The organism is Methylomonas rapida (assembly GCF_024360925.2).
Lineage (GTDB): Bacteria > Pseudomonadota > Gammaproteobacteria > Methylococcales > Methylomonadaceae > Methylomonas > Methylomonas rapida.
In genome coordinates, this window is record NZ_CP113517.1 from 1,201,795 (window position 1) to 1,220,250 (window position 18,456).

The following is an 18,456-nucleotide window of genomic DNA, read 5'->3' on the forward strand; positions in this document are numbered from 1 at the left end:
TCGGGCTTAACGCACCCGACACGATCACGGTTTAACGTGCTCGCCGCCTAAAGACGGAACGCCGACGGAAGTCGGATTCAGCATTCTGGAAAGAACGCATGAAATGTCTGCTTGTCGAATGTGCTCCAGGAAATGAGTGCATTCGACAAACTGCGGTTGCAATCAGCTACCCGTAGCCACAATCGCCAGGTTAATACCTAAGGATTGGGCTACGGATAACGGACTGAGGACAGATTACGCTGCCAACAACACCGCTTTCGAGAGTTCGAACAATTGTGCTCTCAGCTCTGAAAGGTCATTAATGGTGATGGCAATCGGGAATAGATGGCTTACATCCAATCCCAAACCGACACCGACCGTTTCAATGCCACTATCGCGGCAACGCTGCAACAGTTCCAGAGTGCTCAGTGACTCGTTGGGTTGACCATCGGTCATTACCATCAGCACTTTACGCGGTTCCCGGCAACGAAGTAGTGACGCTGCACCAAACCAAATGGCTTCCGTCATCGGCGTACTGCCCGTAGCGGCCAGTGAAAAGGCACCGGTGCGGGCATTCACGCGTTGGCCATGCTCAAGCAGCCGAAAAACCGAGTCATCTTGATGACCTGGAAACGCTGTGACGCCGGGATTAACCCCAGGAATGCCTTCAAAGGCCAACGCCAGCGCCAAAGTCGCTTCCAACGCAATCGGCATTCGCGATCCCATCGGTTGGCCCTGGCTATCCGAAATCTGATAACCCATGCTTTCGGATTTATCGAGTAACAGATGGATGGCCGTATTCGGTGCCGCTTTGGCTTGTTTGCGCTGAAACAGCTTGGTTTCGCCTAATGGCAAACGGTGTAAACGCTTGCCATCCATCCGTCGTCCACGACACGCATGTTGCGAACGGCTCAGGGTTTGCGATTGCACCAGGCCTTGCAAAGCGGCACGGATTTTTCCCGATTCGCCTTGCACCTTGCGCAGTAAAAACGCACCGGCCCTCTCGTCCATGGGTGGCTCGTCGCCGCTCGGCATCAGCAATTCCGATACATTTTCCGCCGCCAATGACAACGCCGTTTTCAGCGATTCAAACAAATCCTGTTCGATGTCATCGTCGCCGGCGGACAACAGGGTTTGCAAGACGCCCATAGGGTCGGCAATCTCCGCGTTTTTTTCATCTTCACCTTGCGGATTGGATGGCGTTGCCGGTTCATCGTCAGGATTTTCCGGATTCGCATCCTCGTTACACATCGATTCTGACGACGATTCGTCATCAGTGTCGTTGGGTAACTGTTCATCGGGTTCCACGTCATCCGGAGAATCCGAGGAGTTCGAATCGTCAAAGTCAGCTGTTTCAACATCCTGATCCGTATCGTCCGGTTCAGGCGATGTGTCATCATCTGCCGATGGCTGTGCCTGATGACGCTGCCGTTGTTGCTCGAATTCCTGCTCAATCATGGTCAGGATGCGATCCGTCAATTGCAGGCAATCACTCTCCGATTGCAATCCCTCTGGGACTTCGGACAACAAGCCTTTCAGCCGCGTGACCACACCTTTCGGAAAATTCTCTTTCAGTACCGCTTCAGTTTGTTCGACCAACGGCAGCAAGGCTGATTGGCCCAACACCTTGGCCCGCAAATATTTCAACACAAAGCTGTACAAAATATTGGCAGGATGATCATCAATACTGCTGGCCACAAAGTCGCCTTTGGCAATCATCTTTTCAATTACGGTGCGGATGGTTAGTCGCGTTCCCGGAAAGTCCTTGGCCAGTTCGTGCTCGATGCGGACATCTTCGATGGCACCGCATAAGCGCCTGCGTAATACCGAATGCCCAAAGCGCAGCGTAAAATCCGAATAACGAATATGCGCCGCCTCGTGGGCCAATAGTCCCCAGGCGTAATCCTGATAATCCGCATCGTCGCCCTCATAGGCTGGCAGCCAAATGGTTTGACCATCGGTCTCGGCTTTATCACCGCCGACACTGACTTTGACACCAAAGCGATTGCCAATGGCCGCCGCGACGATGGGGAATGCGTTGTGTAAGGTTCTATTTTTCATGGTGTGCTCCAAAATACAGGGCAAACCATGACCCCATTGGGACATGAATTTGCCCCAATGGGTGAATAGTTAAATGGCGTCAGATCATTCAGAACCAGTAGTCCTGGTCAGAATCGTCCGCTTCCTCATTGTCTCCCGCCGTCACTGTTGCCGGTTCTGCTGAATGCTCAGAAGGGTTGGATTCATCTGCATCGCTGTCGGTTACCAGTTTGGTCTGATTTTTATCAAGTAAGACCTCAAGCGCCCAGTCATCCGATGCCGATTCCGGTTCGAGTTCATCATCAAAGATGCCGTCAAACAGATCGGTAAAATCGGGGCTGTCTGTAGCGCTTTCAGCGATGACGGGTGTCGGCGCTGTTGGTACGATGAGTACTGCTGGTGGCTCGGACTCCGCGTATTCGATGACTTCTTCAGTCTCTTCAACAACGGGCGGTTGAGTCGCTAACAATCCTTCACCGTGCCGCCGGGTTTTATCCGGATCGGACAACAGCATCGCCGTGGCCAGAATCTCCTGCAAAATGCTGCCTTCAATGGCGCCTTTGTTGGGAATTCTCGCCAGTAGGTCGTCAATGGTGCTGACGACCGGCGCGACCCGATGATCCAGAAAACCCAAACCATCGAGTTTGTCGCGCATGCGGCGAATCGGCCGTAACGCATTTCGCGTCACTTGCTCCTTGCCCAGCAACGACTGCTCGATCAACTGATTGGCTTCCACGGAGATTTCGTAGAACATCTGCTCACTGAGTGAACCGATTTTGCTTTCCAGTCGTGCGATGTCCGCCGGCGGCAAGCTATCGGGTAACCCGACACTCACCACCAGGAAATCAAACGATAACCGCGTCGAGACAAACTCCACCGAATCTACCGCTTGCTCGATGATGCCGGCAAATTCCGGATGGCGAACCACCCAGTCCGTCACCGCTGCATCGTAACCGGCGATAAACTCGGTTTTAGCCGCTGCAAAATCCAACGCTATGCGCTCGAGTTCAGCAGTAATACTGGCAGCGGACTCAACCGGTACGGCAAAGCCACCCAAAAAGCGGGTGCCAACGCGCAAACAAATGCGTTCGGCTTCCTTCTTCAGACGGTTGAACACCGTCAGCTTGTCAGGATCGAGCAAACGTTTAGACCCTAAACTGGCTAAATCCTCTGGCGGCAATTTGCTACCATCGGCCAGCACCAGGTCTTCTTTTTTCAGTTTTTTGCGGGCACCGTAGATATTGGCTTCAACTTTCACCAAGACCACGCGATCTAATATCATTTGTGTTTCATGCGACATGGGAACCTCCTAAAAAGTTGAGGCACACCCATCCCGCTGGGGCAGATGTGCCCCTTTCGGGTTAAATGAAAATAAAAAACCGGTTAAAACCAGCAGTCGTCCGTGTTGGACATGGCCTCAGCTAGATTTAAACGGGGTTTGAGTAGACCTAAAACTTCGGCGGTTTCGCGAATGCTGTCAAGATCAGTGCCGAAAAATGCCAGCACGTCCTGTTCAACTTTCAGATCGACCGAGAGGTCTCGGGCGGTTTCGGTGGCAATATCAATGTCCACGCCTTTAAAGCCTTTTGCTTTCAGCACCAGTAAAAACAGCCACGGCAAAACGCCATGCACTGATTTGATCTGACCACTGAGTTCAAAGGTTTCGGCATTGAGGGTGGCATCAATGAATTGTTGCCAGCCATTCCATTCCTGTTCAGGCGTAGTATGACCATTCGACAAGTTTTGAATAACGCCGATCAGTCGCCTGACCTCGATACCGAATTCCACACGGATAGACTGCTTGGCATGGCAATCAATGGTCCAATAAAGTGCCTCGACTGGCGGTGCTGGCATGGGTTCGGGATTCGAATCCGGTTCAGGCAATTGTGATGGCGTTGCCGAAGTCTTACCCGGAAACACCACATTGCCGTTCACATCAATATCCACCTCGCCGACCAACACATAGCCCTTGGCCTGTTTTTGCCGTTCGATGTCGAACTGCTTAAGGCCGTAACGGTTACTTACGCCCGGCAATCGATCTGCCGTTTTTCCCCAACGCGTAGTGATTGATCCATCCGAATTACTCCTGACCGCCCAATCTTTGGAACTGCCGTCACGGTTACGATGACGATAGAGATTCCAGGCTGCCATGACTAGACCTGGTCGGGTAGCAAGGCTTGCATTACTGCAACCCCGCCCCCTAAGAACCGTGCATGAAAGTTTCCCTTCACACGGCTCAAGCCTCATCTAAGCCCCCTTACGGAAGCCGGTTTATCAACTTTCAACTTCAGGTTGTGGACTTGCATGTGACAGGTTGGATGCAACAACACCAAGTTTGATGTTACATCTTTGCCGCCTTCAGACTTCGGCAGGATGTGATGAATATGCCATCCCGTTTCTTCCGTAATCTTTTGGCGGCATGCAGGACATACTCCATCTTGATCCAACCAAAGATGTATCAATCTTTTTCGCTCCTTGTGGTTTGCCAGCATTTTCCGACCAAGCCGATCTTCAAAATAGGTTTCCCATTTTGGATCAAATGGATTAGCTTCACCTTTGATTTTATGGTGTCGTCGAATTTTGGTATCGCACGCTTTAATTAGCGTCGCATGTTTCGATTTACCATCTGGGGAGACAACCTTAGTAGAAAATACCCAGTTCCGATTTCCATTGGAGTGAAAGTATCTCCTCTTAATCCAAGTTTTACTTTTCTTGGAGTGTCTGCGTTTTGCCCACTGCCACAATAATTGCCAAATCTCTTTGTCTACCTTGGAAAAGGCTTCCGACGCAACAGAACATTTATGATAGTTTGTCCAACCCCTAATTTTTGGATTGAGCAAACGAATCAAGTTTTCCTGTTTTGCCTGTTTATTCGCCTTTACTGTTTCACGGATGTTATCCAGGAACGTTTGAATGTTCTTTTTGGACGGTTTTATCAAAAATTTTCCGTCATACTTTCGTATGTTCCATCCGAGAAAATCAACACCCTCTGCGATTGAGGTAATCTTGGTTTTTTCCGGCGATAGGGATAATCCCCTTTCCGCTAGAAAATCTTCAACCAGTGGTTTGACTTCGTTCACCAGAATTTCTTTTGATTTTCCAGTAATAATGAAGTCATCCGCATATCGCACAAAATTGACCTGGTTTAAGGCAGCTTTATTTCGATTAAACCGCCCGGATTCAGAACTTGAGAACTTGCGTTGAAGTTCCCGTTCCAAACCATCTAGCACCATATTGGCCAGCGTCGGCGAGATAATACCGCCTTGCGGCGTACCCGCTTCCGTTGGGAAGAGTTGATTTTGGTAGAGATAGCCACTTTTCAGCCATTTCCGAAGAACCATCCTGTCTGTTGGAATATTGTTGAGCATCCATGCATGGCTGATGTTGTCGAAGCACCCTGTGATGTCACCTTCAAGAATCCATGCGGGTGACGCTTTTTTAGCCAACACTATGTAGCATTGGACATGTGCGTCCGCCGTAGATCTTTCCGGTCTGAATCCGTAAGAGTTTCGATCCGCAGTCGTTTCCGCAACGGGTTCCAGGGCCAACAAGTGTAATGCCTGCATAGCCCGGTCTTTCATTGTCGGAATGCCTAGCGGCCGTTTCTTACCGTTACTCTTTGGGATATAAACCCGCTTCAAAGGGAATGGCTGGTAACCATGTCTTTTAAGCGAAAGTATTGCTTCTGATTTGGCCTCCGGCGTTGACCAAGTTTTTCCATCCACGCCGGGAGTATTCTTACCTTGATTTTCTGTCACCCGTCTGACGGCAATTGCTTTGCCGCTGTACGAGTGGGTCAGCAACCATTGCAAGGCTTTCACCTTACCCCAGCGGCCTTCCTGATTTGCCTTCACGATACGCGCTTGTAGCCTCCTGACATTTTGATAAAATTTGCTCCAGTTGATGCTGTGCCAATTTGTCTCCATGCCGGAGGATGCACACATGATTGTGTTATCAATCAAGTTCATTTGCTTTTCCTCCTAATAAAGGTTCTTCATGCTCTCTCGTGACGAGAGACCTAGCGGAAGTCTGCACCGTTGCCAGTTGGGATAATGTCGCCGACATTAGCTCAATCCCTATTCGCTCTATTACCGAGCGACATTCGCTTTTTCCGCTTTCCCATGCCCGCCCTCCATCGGCCTTCCTTACGGTTAGCTTGCCATCGCTGGCGAAGGGTCGGGTTTTCCGTGTTCTATGTAACTAACAAGAGTGGGTTAGGTTCTGTCTCTGCTCCGGTAGCTGTTTGTCCCTGTAATCCAAGACTGGAATGGATTAACCTGCTACGTACCATTTTGGTTTGAGCCTGTCATCGCTTTTGGCTCAGTCGGCGTTACGGAGTTTCCAACAGTTCACTTTCGTTGACCATACCACTCAGCCTAGCCCCCTTCTGCGTAGCGCTCGCAGATACGTTTTCCCCTCGCGGGTTCGACTTACCATCTTTAGAGGATGGGGTACATTGTCTCGCCAGCTTCATACCGTCCCGTTACCGGGGTCGCATGTGGCGATAGGCTACTGCCGAGGGAACGGCAGGTTTATTAATGACAAATATCAATATAAACAATTAGTTACATAACTTCACGTCACACCCAGTCATCGCCGAACACATCCTTGGCAATCCGATGAATCGCTTCACGTTCGGCGGGTTCGGCCCGAAAGGTCAAGGCCCGGTCCAAGGAATACGCCAAGGCATTCGGCGCACTTTTGAAGGTTGCCACCAACGAAGCCCAACGTACTAAACCGCGCGTCGATAACGTGACTGATAACATGCCGCCGCCATCCGCACCGCCGATGAAGACTTTACGAATCTGATTGGCGACCTTGATCATGCTTTCGCGCACCGTTTCCGGCATGCTCGGTACCACGTCGGCCAACAGTTTCATTTCGTCTTCGGGTTCGGGGTAGCCGACTTCCATCAGCCTAAATCGATCCAGAAACGCCAGGTTTTGACGTAATACGCCTTGGTACAAGCCCGATTGATCGCCGCTACCGGCACTATTGCCGGTAGCGACCAAGCGAAACTTGGGATGCGGTGTAATCACATCGCCGGTCTGCGGAATCGTCAAAGGCTTGCCTTCAACGATTTCATTCAGGCCGATCAGCTCAGCCGGATCGATCGCGTCGATTTCGTTGATCAACAGCACATGCCCTAAGCGAACCGCCAGGGTCAAAGGGCCATCGATCCACTTCATCGCGCCGCCGTCGACCAGCATGTACTGACCCAACAAATCGTTGAGTTCCAGTCGACCGTGACCGGTGACCGAATGTACGCCCCAATTAAGACGCGCCGCGACTTGCTCCAATAACGAGGTTTTACCGGAACCGGTAGGACCGGTCAGGTATAAGCCGTCGCCATTGTGTGCGCCTAAAAAGGCCAATACGTCGCGCAAATGATCCTTGCGAAACACATACGGCTTGATAGCCGGCACATAGGGGTTATTGGCCGGGCTAAAGCCTTCCACTTTCATGGAAGCCGGGGCCTGAATGCCGAAAGTATCGGCAATGGAATAGGATTGATACATGGTGAGCTCCTCGAGGACTAGCCTCAGAAAACAAGGGGCGCACCGGCCCCGAGGGGTGATGAGCCCCAACGGGTGAATAAAGCCCTGGTAAACCAGGACGGATAAAAAATTAACGCAACTGCATCACGCAGTACATCGCCCATTCGGCGCGGGCCAACAGCTCCCGATCCATCAAACGCAGGATGCGCTGAATGTCGCTTCTCAAACCGGGGTCCGAGATTTGACGGTGCATCTCCAGCAGCAATCGCTTTTTGGCCTGAATGTCGTCGCTATGGGCAACGTTCAACCAGCCCTGCAAGGTTTTCCAAAAATCGTGATTCATAATGACCTCCTTCAATGAATAAAAGGGGTCACCGAGTCCCGCAAAGGGGATGAACCCCAACGGGACAAACAAAAACACCAGGCTTGACGCACCTGGCACACGAGACAAACGCTCATGCCGCTTAATAACGGAACGCCGGTCGAAACCGGATTCGGGATTCCACGAAGGGAATGCCTGAACGATGCGGGTTTTGGGTTGGGCTTTACGGTAAAGCCCAGCCGAAAACCGACATACCGGAATCAATCATGACGTCAATCAATGAACATCCCGTAACCACTAGGGTTACGGGATGTCGTGAAACGAACCATCAAAACTCAAAACCAAAAGTCCACGCCCACCAGGTCTTTCAATGCCTGTGCATCGAACGGCACTTCGGCATGTTTGCCGTCGTCGTCCCGGCAGGTCACCCGGACCCGCGTGGCAGACGGTTTTCGATAGACTTCCAGGGCCGCAGCCTGAACATCCGGTTGCAAGGCTTGGAGTGCCGCCTTGTAATCGATGGCACCCTGGCTTTGAAACCGGCTGATGCGTAACCCGGAATGCTCCGCAGCCACGTAATCGCCCATCAACGCCACCAAGGTGTCTTCAATGCGCGACTGCTCGTTCTCCAATTGGTTGAGTTGGCTTTTGAGATCCAAGATGGTCAACGCCCGTTGCCGATACGTCGCCGCCAGTTGTTGCCATTGCCGTTCTGCATCGCCTTGCGGCAAATACAAATCGCGTTCGGGATCCTTAGGCGGCTCCTTTTTGGACTTGACCGCCGACCAGAAATCCATAGCGGACTCGACCAGGGCGGTGAGAAATCTCTCATCGCGCTGAATCTCAAATTCCACATCCTGGCCTTGGTGGTAGAAGAACAAAAAGCCACGCTTGGCATCGGCGACTAGCAATTGCTGTTGCACCTGGCACCAATACAGCTGATAGGCCTCGGACGCTTCCCGATTCAACAGCACATCCAAAAATGTGGTTTCGTGCGGACATTTGATTTCGACGGGCTCACTCGCTTGGGATAAGCCGTCAAACGAAGCCCGCATCAACGGATAGTGTTCCGACTCGCCGCACAGCGGCAACAACATCAGATCGTGTTTATCCTCGAAGCGTTGCAAAGCCTCGGGTTCTTGCTGGATACCGGCGCGGATCAACGGGTTGTTGTCCAGGCTGGCTTCCAGCACCAGGCCGATTTTCTCTGCCCAGAGGCGCCACGGAGTTTTGTACGGTGAGCGATTCATGACGATGGCCGCTTCACTGGCACTGACACCTTGGGAACGCCACTGCCGCCATGCGGTGGACCGTTGCGAAACGTCAATGACCTTCATCGCGAGAATCCGGTCAACTGCACCTGGCAACCGAAGCGCACCGTCTCGATACCGAGCTTGTGCAATTGGGTCTGGCAACGCCGGGCCCAATGGCCATCGCCGAACAGCAACAGCAGTTCGTCTTGCGCCGGCAAGCACACACCGCCAAAACTCTCGGCCAGTTTCGTCAGTTCCGGTCGGCTCAAGGTTTGCGGATTGGGTTCGTTGGGCTGGGGTCGCCACAGGCGTTCCAGAAAGCCCCTGCCATGACGGCGTAACACCGCGGGTGAATCGTAACGTTGCCAGTCGGTATGACAGGGCACGCGGTTGAGTGATTGATCGTTTGTATTCATGACTTCTCCTGATAAGACAAGAGCATCATGTCCTACCCCGTGGGCGAAACATGACGCCCTCGTGGGTGGTTAAAGAATGTGGGATTGCAGCGCTGCTACGCCGCGTGACCCAGGGTTTGACGTGCCTGATTCATGGCCATGTCTTTCGCTGACAAGGGTGGCATGCAATGGTTGTCGTTTTGTTGCAGTGTTGGTGTTACCTTTGGTTCTACCTCCGATACCTTGTCCAACTCGGCCAACGCAAAGCTCAGATCGATGCCTTTGAACTTCTGGTGGGCATAGTCGTAGGCCGCTTTCCAGGCACCGGCTGCCGCAGTACGTCTAACCAATTCCGCTACGGCTTTTTGGACCTTAGGATGGATTTGCGACACGTCGATCACTTGCGGCGTTTGTCCGGTTGGTCCGGAAAACCAATCACCAGCTTGGCCAACATCGGTTTTCCAATGCGTCGCCTCGCCATCGATCACCGAACCGTCGACAACATCATCAAGCGTTTTGCCATCCATTTCCTCGGCGGCATAGCCGCATTCCTCAGGAAAGGCAGCCCGCAAGGACGCCGCTTTACCGCATTTGGATAATTGCCCCTTGGGGCGTTTGATCCACATGGCGGTTGGGACTTGCGAGTTTTTACCGCCGGCGGTGCTATAAGCCTCCAGCCAGTAGACTTCCTCGGTAAAGGCGCAACGTTTGCCGCCGACGATCCGGTACACGGTAACCGCCACCCATTCGGGAAAAGTCACGGTGACGCTGGACTCTTGCCATTGTTCGTTGTCATCCTTGTAGCGACCGGTAAAAGTCTTGGTAACATCAGGGCCCCAGACGGGTCTGTCCATGCCGGCCCAAACACCGGTTCTGGACGCGGTGGTCTGAATTTCCATGATGGACGGCCAGACGGTTTCGACATTGCGGCCCAAAGCGGCACTCCACATCGGCACGATATGCACCGGTTTTTTGAAGATGTCGAGCTTGCGGGCCTTGCAATAATCCAGGGCCATCAAAATGGCTTCCGGGGTTTTCGCCGTAGGAAAGGTGACTTCGGTCAGAACTTTCCAGGACTGCTCCGACAGGCCGTAGCTTTGTTGCGCGGTGGCCGGCATCGGCAGGCCGCGGGTTTTGGGTAAGGTATTACGGTTGTTTTGGCTCATGGTGGGTCTCCTTCAATAAAAAAGGGAACGCCATTGCCCGCCGGGGAATGGAATTCCCCATGGGGTTGAAATACCGAGGCCTGAAAAGGGTCGGCGAAAAAACGTCAAACCAACGAACGCCAATAATAGGCGCGCCGGGGTTTAATGGATGGGCATATCGCTATATTCGTCATCCCAATCGGCATCCTCAGGGGCCGCAGGCGATGATGACGAACCGTTGGCGGCGGCTGCCGATGGGTTAGGGCGATCCAGCATATGCAATTCAAAAGCGGCGATTTCGGTACGGTACCGCTTGTCGCCCCCTTGGCCCCATTGCTGGGTACGCAAACGGCCTTCGATGTAGATCTGGCTGCCTTTGTGCAAATACTGCTCGGCGGTATCGGCGAGTTTTTTGAAAAACACTACCCGATGCCATTCGGTCCGCTCCTGTTTGCCGTATTTAGGATCGTTCCAGATTTCGCTGGTTGCCAAACGGACAGCAACGACTTTGCCGCCGTTATTAGGCATAAAGCGAACATCCGGATCGGCGCCGAGCCGGCCTAGCAAGATGACTTTGTTCACGCCGCGATTGGCCATGATGACATTCCTCCTGTCGGCCGCGCCCGACTCAACGATAACAATACCCAGCGGCGCGGCGATGGGCATGCCGGCCGTCGAATCCCTACGGGAATCGATACGCCCGGCAGGGTAAACACAATCAATAGTCACATCAGGCTTGACGCACCTGACACGCCGATGGAAAACCACCGTCGCCGCTTAAAAACGGAACGCCGACTGAAGTCGGATCAAGGTGATTATGAAAGATCAGCCGAGAAAGTCTGGGAAGAAGCGGAAGGGTGAAGGACAACCGGTTCCGTTGGCGGGTATTGAAGCAGAGATTTTTTGAAGTGATCTTGCAGCTGATGCCGAATTCGCCATCGTCTGCGAAAAGGCTAAAAAGAATCTGGCTTACGATCATGAACCATTCGTCCACATCAGGAAATGCTCATGTCCGAAATAGCTCCACAACCCAAACCAGCCTCGCGTCGCGCCATAAGTCGGCCGATATTTGAGCGCACGTTTAGCATCAACAGCGAACAAGCCATACGCGTCATCCGGAACAGCTATCAGCGGTTGATGGTGTCCCTATATGCGATCGACGTAATCCTGCGCATCATTGGTCGGGAGGACACCGTTGACGAAATCGAAAGCCTCGTCAGTCAGATGATTGCCGAATGCGCGGAGCAGCTGCAGCAGGAAAAAAGTCGGCTGGAAAAACTCAAGGCTGACAACGGCATCAATGAAACGCCGACCTACACTCACCCCAGGGAGTTTGTGGCGAAGATCGCCTCACCGCAGATTGCACAATTCGTCGAGTTGATTCGTTTGCTGGATCAGTTGATGATCGTGATGGACACCTTGTGGCTGTGCCAGGTCATCTCCAACAAACACTGCATTGCCGCGCGCCTGGAGTGGCAGCAGCGATTGCAGCGACTAGCCAATAAAATTGTGACGATGGAAAGACATGCGCACCAGGCCGCGTATGCTCAAGGGCATGGGGAGGAAGTACGCCTGGCCCGGCAGGAGTCAGGACTGTTGGATGAGCCAGCGAAGCTTTCCGAGGATGAGGATTCGGTGGTTGATGAGACCGACTCGGATAAGGCCGGTACGAGATGACCGCTAATCCGTAGGAATCTTTTCAGATTCGTGTTTACCTAATGTTTTGGCTTAATTCAAATGGTGATACGTATTACCCATTTTAGTTGACCTTAAAATATTGGCTCCATAATTAGTCCACTTTCATTTGGGGACACAATCTCGACATGCAAGCCTTGTCTGCCAACAATGATGGCAAGCATTGGGCGCCCATCAGCACGCTTGCCAGCTAGTAGCGCCCATTCTGTTCGATCCAGTCCTGATGGTGTCGGATGATCCTGTGGATGCGTGTGCCATTCCCCTAGGTATCGAATAATCCCAGCACTAGCGCGCCACCTAGCCTCAGCAATGGCTCTATGACCAAAAGGCATACGTTCAAAAAAATAACGACATTGCTTATCTTTGAGCGTGGGCACGGTGACTTCGGTGATAATCATGTGAGCTCCATGTACGGTACCGAGCAAGAGTCCGCCTGCCTCATGATCTGAAGGCAAATTCTGAATATGGCTTTGAAAATCTTCCAAAACGGATTCATTCAACGACACAAGGACACGCCGATCCGGTGTTGCCCAATACCTCAAGAAGAGCATATCGGACAAGAATCCATTTTGGGAGGGTCGCAATCAGACGTACCCAATTTGAATTGAGTATCTATAAGCTTTGTTCTCAATGTTGGCGAAACAACACCGTTTATCCAGGCCAGCACCATCTCCGAGGCTAGGCTTGCAGCTTGAACAGACACCGATGCTGGAAAAGGGACATATAAGTCCTCGCAACCTTGGCCCGCCAATAGCAACGGAAGCTCTCCAGAGATAGAAGGCAGTAACCCTTTGCGATTAGCTTCAAACAGACAACGGTAGCAAGCTCCATCCGCCCGTGTATGAATCAAAGCCCTAACCGCAGTACCAGGTCCCTCAATCCAGACAGTGAGCATTGCTGCCTTCGCTAGATACTGTTTACACAGCCAGTGCCCGATGGATTCTTCCCCAGTTGCGTCTATTATCAAATCGAATTTCCCAAGTTGTGCCATTCTGACATCTACAGGCAGTTCTCTAATTGTCGCCCCAGGCGCACCACGGCGAAGTTCTCCAGCAAGACTCACTGCTTTATTCACAAAAAGACTGGGAAAACCTAATCGGTGTCGGCCGATATTCTGGGGTGATAGTGTTTCGAAATCGACAAGTGTAAGCTTTCCACCGGACGTGCCAGCACCAGCTTTGACAAGCATCTCTGCTAGAAAACCGCCGATAGTTCCACACCCTATCAACACAATATGTTTGCCAGCGAGTGTTTGCATTCCTGGAATATTCCTCTGAGCCATGTAATGGTCATCAATGTGCATCACGGACGCGGGAATCACATCAGAATTATGCATATTAGCTGGTTTAACAACATATTTCCCTTTCTTGGTTTTCTCGCGATTGAAAAGCACTACAAAACCGTAGGTAAGCAGCGGAGACTCAATGAGAATGAGCACGCCTTTCGCTTTGGTCCTAAGGCCTTGCTGCAAGCGCTCTTCAATCTTTTTACGGCACCTTTGATCTAGTTGTCGTTGCCATGCTAAAAGATCAGATATTTTCTTAGGCGGCCAATCAGCTTTCAAATTGGGGCGAGGTTTCGCGCAAGTTCGAACTCTGTACGTCAATAATTTTTTGTCAACGATATCCAAATTAAGTGATTTGAGTTTGGCAGCTGTCCGCAAAGTATCATCGGTAACGATGACAATTAATCGACCATCTGATTTGACGGTCAAGGTTTCCTGGCGACCAAGCTGCTGATCCTGAACATCTACCAAACATGGAATGCCGTCCCAATAGGCGTAGAACTCTTCTTCAAGGTCAGCAACCATATCGCCCTTGAGAATGGAATCAAAAACTTCTTCAGCACGCTGAATACAAGCAAGGGTCTGGCCTACTGGATCGAAAATATCAAGTACGATAGTACCCTTCGCAATGTAACATAGCTGCCCGTTGCTATTGATATGCGGAGTTATAGGGCCTAATGAAGCTGGCAGATCTAAAAGTTGAATACTCGGAATGTCAATGAACTGCGGGTCAACCTGAAGTTCGCAATCGTGGGCTGATTCTGAGCAACGTAACTGCCCCAAGAATCGAAGTTGCCCATCAAAGGTGCGGCCAACAAACTTGAAATCACGAGCTCGAAGAGCATCGACAACACCCTCAATCTTACCTGATGTGCTCACCCGGCCTTGGTCCTCCCGACAAGTTCGCTTGGGCCGGCTACTGCTGGTGCCGACAAAATAGTCGCTGTCACCGATGCAGTCTTGATACGATCCGGTCTATCGGGAAACCTTGGGCCAAGCTGATTAATCAGCCATCTGCATGCATGAGTCGCGCTCCCTGCATCGATAGCTCCACGTAGCGCTTTCTCAAATTCCTCGAAAGCCTGAGCTGCATCTTCCACCCCTTCTTTCCCCAGTCGATTTGTTAAAGACTCAGACTGTTCCACCGGGTTGTTAACACCACTACGTAGCTTTTCGGGTAGAGCCGCAACGACATCCAACAAAGCCAGATCATCACGCCTATCACGCTTTTCGAAAAGTGGTGCCGCTGCAGCCATAAGAAGAATAGATGCTGGCCCGCCGCTTGACCAACGCCAGTCGCGAAATGCTTTCAAGTAGCGAACTACCCTCCGTAACTGTTCTCCCTTGGCGTCCACCTCCGTAAGAAACCATTCCTTTATAGGGCGCGGGTCTGACTCCAGCCAGTTACGTTCTCGATGAGCAAGTAGCACGCTATTTTGAGGGAGTGCTGTCCATGCGTCACGCTCAGCCTTAAGCATCGCCTCGTCAAAAGTGAAATAACCGTAACTCTCAAGGGCGGCCACAGCTAAGCTTCTGAACTCATGATCAGGAATAGCGTATAGAGGGATGTCAATGTGCGCAGAAGCCGAAATTTCGATACGCACACAAGTAGGTTTATCCGTTATGAGGCTCCACTTCCTTTCTTTGACTAGAGGGGCCAACGCGGCCTCTGCTGCCGTAAAAAAGATTGTCGCTGCCACGCTCGGCCGAGTTGTTTGAGAAACAAACCCCAGCGGCAGGTAACAACCATCATCAATGTCGGCCTGTTGACACTCCTTGGCGGGCGCATTCAAAGTCTTATAGGCCCATGAGCCTTGCGTGAAAAATCGAGGCTCCGGAACATCCTCGGTGTAACCTTTCTCCTTAAGAACACGCGGGATACCAGTACGAAGACAGCGACGGACTTCAGTCTTGGCCTGAGCGATATAGGCACGAACATCATTGGGTAAATTCAGTTCATCATGAAAACAACATTCAGCATCATCACTGGTAAAGAATAGGGAACTCAGGTTTTGCATCAAGACTCCTTAATAACATTTTTGTTCGGGCCATGAAAGAAAGTTGGAGCGCTGGCCAAATGCGCTCGGAAGGGGGCAAACAGTTGGTCGCCTAGTGCGCGTTGAGCAGCGTGCATGCCACGATCTCTGAGGGTGTTGGTTGAACCGTTAGTGACTCGGTCCAATGTTTTTACGTCGCGGCTTTGGTCAGGTGTTGCTTTATCATCGATTTGATAGTAATGGCCTCCAAGTGATTGCCGGAGCATGTAATCTACCGAGGACTCTTGAGCAGAGATGACCAGATCGAATAATCCGCCACGCCACAAACCAAAGCCGCGATCAAGGTTCGCAGAACCCCGTATAGTGGCTCCGATGGTCATTGTGCCGATTGATAAGACGCGGACGCGTGCATTCTGATTAGGCGCAAGAAATGTGTTGACCTCGTGTAATCCGAAGAGGCCGGGGGCATTTCCAACCAAGCCTCCATCGGCGAACACACCTCTTTCGTGCCTAAATAGAGGGAAATAGACCGGTGCAGCAGCTGTAGCAAGAGCCACATCTACCAACTTCATTTCATAGTCAGTTTCAAAGGTTTCATGGTGTGGTGTCTTGAAGAACTGGCCTCGACCAGTGGAATAATTCACGGCTGGGATAAGAACTCGATGCTTTAAATCACCGATCGTCATGTCGCCAAATTGCTCTGTCAAAACGCTCTTAAGACCTGTTGAGTCATGTTTGGCTCTGAGCCAGAAACCGAGGATACGCCTAGCCCACGAGTGGCAACCGAAGATTCGGGTACCATTATTCTCGAACAGCGCTTTGAGCTCAATTGCAGGCACTTCAGCCGCAAGTCCTAATGCAAGGAGGCCGCCAGCGGAAGTGCCGCAGATAAGATCAAAGTGGTCAGCAATTGGTCGACCTAGCGCATTTTCCAACTGGCTAAGAACCGTGGCTGTGTAGAGTCCCCGGTAACCGCCGCCAGAAAGCGCTAGGACATGAAAAGTTGGAGTATCAGTCATATCTCGCCACCTTCTTCTTTTAATACCAAGCTTTCTTGGTTCATTACTGTCATGCGATACTCCTTACAAAGGATTAATTGATTAAACAGAACAGGGTAGCCAGTCAATTATTTTGATAAGCGACTCCATGAGCTGACATTGCTGAAAATTATCTTATATTTTATTATCAGTTGTGTGTTTAATATATATTTACGTTTAGTTGTTTATTTTTCTTCGAAAGAGAATTCGGCTTTATATGATGTTGGCATGCATAAATTTCAAGTGTTAAACATACTTTAATTTTTGAGCGGCTTTTCAAGACTCAAATGTGTCAACACGAAGTGTTTTCGTTGATCAGCTTGTTATGGGGCTTTACTAAAGTCTTCGCCGGGATGCTTCGTCGACGCCAACCATGCTGTCAATTGCCGGGGCAATGCTGGTCCTTCATGATCGTTAGTTCATTTATGAATGATTCCCATAGTTGAATACATTCTTTCGCCAATTCCAGTGCATCAAAGAACTCTGCGTTACTTGAAATTGTGTAAGTGCAGCGCATGACTTCTCCTCCACCGTTGCCTGTATACCAGATTGATGATACCCCGGTTCCTGAAATATATGGTTGGCAATTAGTACGCAAAGATCGAGTCAACTTATAATGTTTAGAACCGTTTGCCAAATCCGAACATATCTTTAATGCTTGGTATTGATTTATATATAAATCAACCTGTTGTTTCGTTATACCTGATTTGTTGAGATGAATAATCCAGTCTCTGATGTGGTAACAATGGATGAAAAATGATACTACATCATCATCATCGTAGGCCTCCTTGTCGTGACCTGATGAAGAAAATATACCAGCATAGAGGTTCTCGATCTTTATAAGATATCTTTTGGCTCTTTCAAATTGCTCCAGCATGGTAGCTTTAAAACACAAAAAGTAATTAAATTTTGTTTTATGGTTTTTCGGTAAACAGGCGATTACTTATAATCAACTGTTTTACTTTTCACTATTAAGTGGACAATCTATAACTCCGAATGGAACTCACCTTTGGGTTGTTTTTGCCTGTCATTTTCCGATCTAGTTGAAGCTTCTTTTATTAATTGCCAAATTGAGATTGTAATTTTACACGGACACAAAGTTGGTCTAAGAAGACTCATTCAGATTTCGAGACATAAGGAAAATCTGCATCTACTTCAAAAACGATGTTCCCTACAGAACGACTGATATGATTTCACGCCAAAAAAAATTGCGAAAGCAGCGATCATTAGCGGCAGCAGAAAATATATCCAGCCAAAGATGTGAACGGATTGCCCTAGATATGGCGAAGTTGATGCTCTTATATATTGGTCAACGGCCCAGTCCGCTGTCCAAAACGACACAAACATCAAAACAGCGCCGACAACCGCACCAATCTGCCAAAACATATCGGTTAAAAACGACAAAACATCAAATACGTCTTCCGACATAGATTTTCTTTTTCTGCGACCCATGGGGCCTCCAATTATTAAGTTATAAATGCGGCTTTATCGAATCATTTCAACTGTCAAAAACCGCTGGTTAGTTACTTCTCTTTCCTTACGCCCTTGAACGGCTTGCCGTCGGATTTAACATCCATGAATCGGCCAGTGTTCGTATCTCGTTTGACCCAATGTCCTGAAGGCGTTTGGGTTTGCGAGCGTTCACGGACGGCACCATTGCGATGACCATCGCCTGCGGGTGGATTTGTAGCCATATCACCTCCTATAGGTTATAAAAAATGATCTACATGGAAATGATACATCATCAAAAAGATGATGTCAATTATTCAAAAAGTTGATTTATCCGCTGAAGTCTTTAGAATGCACCTTC

Annotated in this window: 19 protein-coding genes; 1 reads left to right on the forward strand and 18 read right to left on the reverse strand. The window is 50.4% G+C overall.

Going from position 1 to position 18,456, the window contains the following annotated elements:
• Positions 1–234: 234 nt before the first annotated feature.
• From NM686_RS05590 to NM686_RS05640, 11 genes are all read right to left on the reverse strand, one after another.
• The gene (locus tag NM686_RS05590) at positions 235–2,040 is read right to left on the reverse strand and encodes a VWA domain-containing protein (RefSeq protein ID WP_255186898.1); all 1,806 of its coding nucleotides are present in this window, start codon (positions 2,038–2,040) and stop codon (positions 235–237) included.
• An 88-nt stretch (positions 2,041–2,128) separates the two neighbouring features.
• Positions 2,129–3,319: a DUF3150 domain-containing protein gene (locus NM686_RS05595; protein WP_255186899.1), complete on the reverse strand. Its 1,191-nt coding sequence runs from the start codon at positions 3,317–3,319 to the stop codon at positions 2,129–2,131.
• An 83-nt stretch (positions 3,320–3,402) separates the two neighbouring features.
• On the reverse strand, positions 3,403–4,170 hold the full coding sequence (locus NM686_RS05600) for a hypothetical protein (protein WP_269022510.1): 768 nt from the start codon (positions 4,168–4,170) through the stop codon (positions 3,403–3,405).
• Positions 4,171–4,262: 92 nt separating this feature from the next.
• A complete protein-coding gene (gene ltrA, locus NM686_RS05605) occupies positions 4,263–5,987 on the reverse strand; it encodes a group II intron reverse transcriptase/maturase (RefSeq protein ID WP_255186901.1) in 1,725 nt (574 codons plus the stop codon).
• A 612-nt stretch (positions 5,988–6,599) separates the two neighbouring features.
• Positions 6,600–7,538: an AAA family ATPase gene (locus NM686_RS05610; RefSeq protein WP_255186902.1), complete on the reverse strand. Its 939-nt coding sequence runs from the start codon at positions 7,536–7,538 to the stop codon at positions 6,600–6,602.
• A gap of 109 nt (positions 7,539–7,647) precedes the next feature.
• The gene (locus tag NM686_RS05615) at positions 7,648–7,860 is read right to left on the reverse strand and encodes a hypothetical protein (protein ID WP_255186903.1); all 213 of its coding nucleotides are present in this window, start codon (positions 7,858–7,860) and stop codon (positions 7,648–7,650) included.
• Between the two features lie 314 nt (positions 7,861–8,174).
• Entirely contained in the window at positions 8,175–9,176 is a 1,002-nt protein-coding gene (locus NM686_RS05620) for a YqaJ viral recombinase family nuclease (RefSeq protein WP_255186904.1), read from the reverse strand.
• On the reverse strand, positions 9,173–9,508 hold the full coding sequence (locus NM686_RS05625) for a hypothetical protein (RefSeq protein WP_255186905.1): 336 nt from the start codon (positions 9,506–9,508) through the stop codon (positions 9,173–9,175). The genes NM686_RS05620 and NM686_RS05625 overlap by 4 nt, the downstream gene beginning before the upstream one ends.
• A gap of 95 nt (positions 9,509–9,603) precedes the next feature.
• Complete coding sequence (gene bet, locus NM686_RS05630; protein WP_255186906.1) at positions 9,604–10,653, reverse strand: phage recombination protein Bet; 1,050 nt, start codon at positions 10,651–10,653, stop codon at positions 9,604–9,606.
• A 141-nt stretch (positions 10,654–10,794) separates the two neighbouring features.
• Positions 10,795–11,361 carry a single-stranded DNA-binding protein gene (gene ssb / locus NM686_RS05635; protein ID WP_407942371.1) on the reverse strand — a complete coding sequence of 189 codons (567 nt, stop codon included), beginning with the start codon at positions 11,359–11,361 and terminating at the stop codon, positions 10,795–10,797.
• A gap of 1 nt (position 11,362) precedes the next feature.
• Entirely contained in the window at positions 11,363–11,611 is a 249-nt protein-coding gene (locus NM686_RS05640; RefSeq protein WP_255186907.1) for a hypothetical protein, read from the reverse strand.
• A gap of 29 nt (positions 11,612–11,640) precedes the next feature.
• Between NM686_RS05640 and NM686_RS05645 the strand changes: the two genes are divergently transcribed.
• Positions 11,641–12,309 (forward strand): hypothetical protein, encoded by a 669-nt coding sequence (locus tag NM686_RS05645; RefSeq protein ID WP_255186908.1) that lies wholly within the window; start codon positions 11,641–11,643, stop codon positions 12,307–12,309.
• A gap of 92 nt (positions 12,310–12,401) precedes the next feature.
• On the opposite strand, the gene NM686_RS05650 is transcribed toward NM686_RS05645, so the two are convergent.
• From NM686_RS05650 to NM686_RS05680, 7 genes are all read right to left on the reverse strand, one after another.
• Complete coding sequence (locus NM686_RS05650; RefSeq protein ID WP_255188574.1) at positions 12,402–12,878, reverse strand: Mov34/MPN/PAD-1 family protein; 477 nt, start codon at positions 12,876–12,878, stop codon at positions 12,402–12,404.
• Positions 12,866–14,491, reverse strand: coding sequence for a ThiF family adenylyltransferase (locus NM686_RS05655; RefSeq protein ID WP_255186909.1), 1,626 nt, complete (start codon positions 14,489–14,491; stop codon positions 12,866–12,868). The genes NM686_RS05650 and NM686_RS05655 overlap by 13 nt, the downstream gene beginning before the upstream one ends.
• Positions 14,488–15,630 (reverse strand): CBASS cGAMP synthase, encoded by a 1,143-nt coding sequence (locus NM686_RS05660; protein ID WP_255186910.1) that lies wholly within the window; start codon positions 15,628–15,630, stop codon positions 14,488–14,490. Before NM686_RS05660 ends, NM686_RS05655 begins: the two co-directional genes overlap by 4 nt.
• Positions 15,630–16,628, reverse strand: coding sequence for a CBASS cGAMP-activated phospholipase (locus NM686_RS05665; RefSeq protein ID WP_255186911.1), 999 nt, complete (start codon positions 16,626–16,628; stop codon positions 15,630–15,632). Before NM686_RS05665 ends, NM686_RS05660 begins: the two co-directional genes overlap by 1 nt.
• A 397-nt stretch (positions 16,629–17,025) precedes the next feature.
• Positions 17,026–17,523 carry a hypothetical protein gene (locus NM686_RS05670; RefSeq protein WP_255186912.1) on the reverse strand — a complete coding sequence of 166 codons (498 nt, stop codon included), beginning with the start codon at positions 17,521–17,523 and terminating at the stop codon, positions 17,026–17,028.
• A gap of 278 nt (positions 17,524–17,801) precedes the next feature.
• Positions 17,802–18,098, reverse strand: a complete 297-nt coding sequence (locus tag NM686_RS05675; protein WP_255186913.1) for a hypothetical protein — start codon at positions 18,096–18,098, stop codon at positions 17,802–17,804.
• Positions 18,099–18,169: 71 nt separating this feature from the next.
• Positions 18,170–18,340 (reverse strand): hypothetical protein, encoded by a 171-nt coding sequence (locus tag NM686_RS05680; RefSeq protein WP_255186914.1) that lies wholly within the window; start codon positions 18,338–18,340, stop codon positions 18,170–18,172.
• Between the last annotated feature and the right edge of the window lie 116 nt (positions 18,341–18,456).

Coding starts and splice junctions, on each gene's coding strand:
- NM686_RS05645 (WP_255186908.1), top strand. CDS start 11,641: ATGTCCGAAATAGCTCCACAACCCAAACCAGCCTCGCGTCGCGCCATA.
- NM686_RS05675 (WP_255186913.1), bottom strand. CDS start 18,098: ATGGGTCGCAGAAAAAGAAAATCTATGTCGGAAGACGTATTTGATGTT.
- NM686_RS05590 (WP_255186898.1), bottom strand. CDS start 2,040: ATGAAAAATAGAACCTTACACAACGCATTCCCCATCGTCGCGGCGGCC.
- NM686_RS05595 (WP_255186899.1), bottom strand. CDS start 3,319: ATGTCGCATGAAACACAAATGATATTAGATCGCGTGGTCTTGGTGAAA.
- bet (WP_255186906.1), bottom strand. CDS start 10,653: ATGAGCCAAAACAACCGTAATACCTTACCCAAAACCCGCGGCCTGCCG.
- NM686_RS05600 (WP_269022510.1), bottom strand. CDS start 4,170: ATGGCAGCCTGGAATCTCTATCGTCATCGTAACCGTGACGGCAGTTCC.
- NM686_RS05625 (WP_255186905.1), bottom strand. CDS start 9,508: ATGAATACAAACGATCAATCACTCAACCGCGTGCCCTGTCATACCGAC.
- NM686_RS05610 (WP_255186902.1), bottom strand. CDS start 7,538: ATGTATCAATCCTATTCCATTGCCGATACTTTCGGCATTCAGGCCCCG.
- NM686_RS05670 (WP_255186912.1), bottom strand. CDS start 17,523: ATGCTGGAGCAATTTGAAAGAGCCAAAAGATATCTTATAAAGATCGAG.
- NM686_RS05660 (WP_255186910.1), bottom strand. CDS start 15,630: ATGCAAAACCTGAGTTCCCTATTCTTTACCAGTGATGATGCTGAATGT.
- ltrA (WP_255186901.1), bottom strand. CDS start 5,987: ATGAACTTGATTGATAACACAATCATGTGTGCATCCTCCGGCATGGAG.
- NM686_RS05615 (WP_255186903.1), bottom strand. CDS start 7,860: ATGAATCACGATTTTTGGAAAACCTTGCAGGGCTGGTTGAACGTTGCC.
- NM686_RS05680 (WP_255186914.1), bottom strand. CDS start 18,340: ATGGCTACAAATCCACCCGCAGGCGATGGTCATCGCAATGGTGCCGTC.
- NM686_RS05665 (WP_255186911.1), bottom strand. CDS start 16,628: ATGACTGATACTCCAACTTTTCATGTCCTAGCGCTTTCTGGCGGCGGT.
- NM686_RS05620 (WP_255186904.1), bottom strand. CDS start 9,176: ATGAAGGTCATTGACGTTTCGCAACGGTCCACCGCATGGCGGCAGTGG.
- NM686_RS05650 (WP_255188574.1), bottom strand. CDS start 12,878: ATGCTCTTCTTGAGGTATTGGGCAACACCGGATCGGCGTGTCCTTGTG.
- NM686_RS05640 (WP_255186907.1), bottom strand. CDS start 11,611: ATGATCGTAAGCCAGATTCTTTTTAGCCTTTTCGCAGACGATGGCGAA.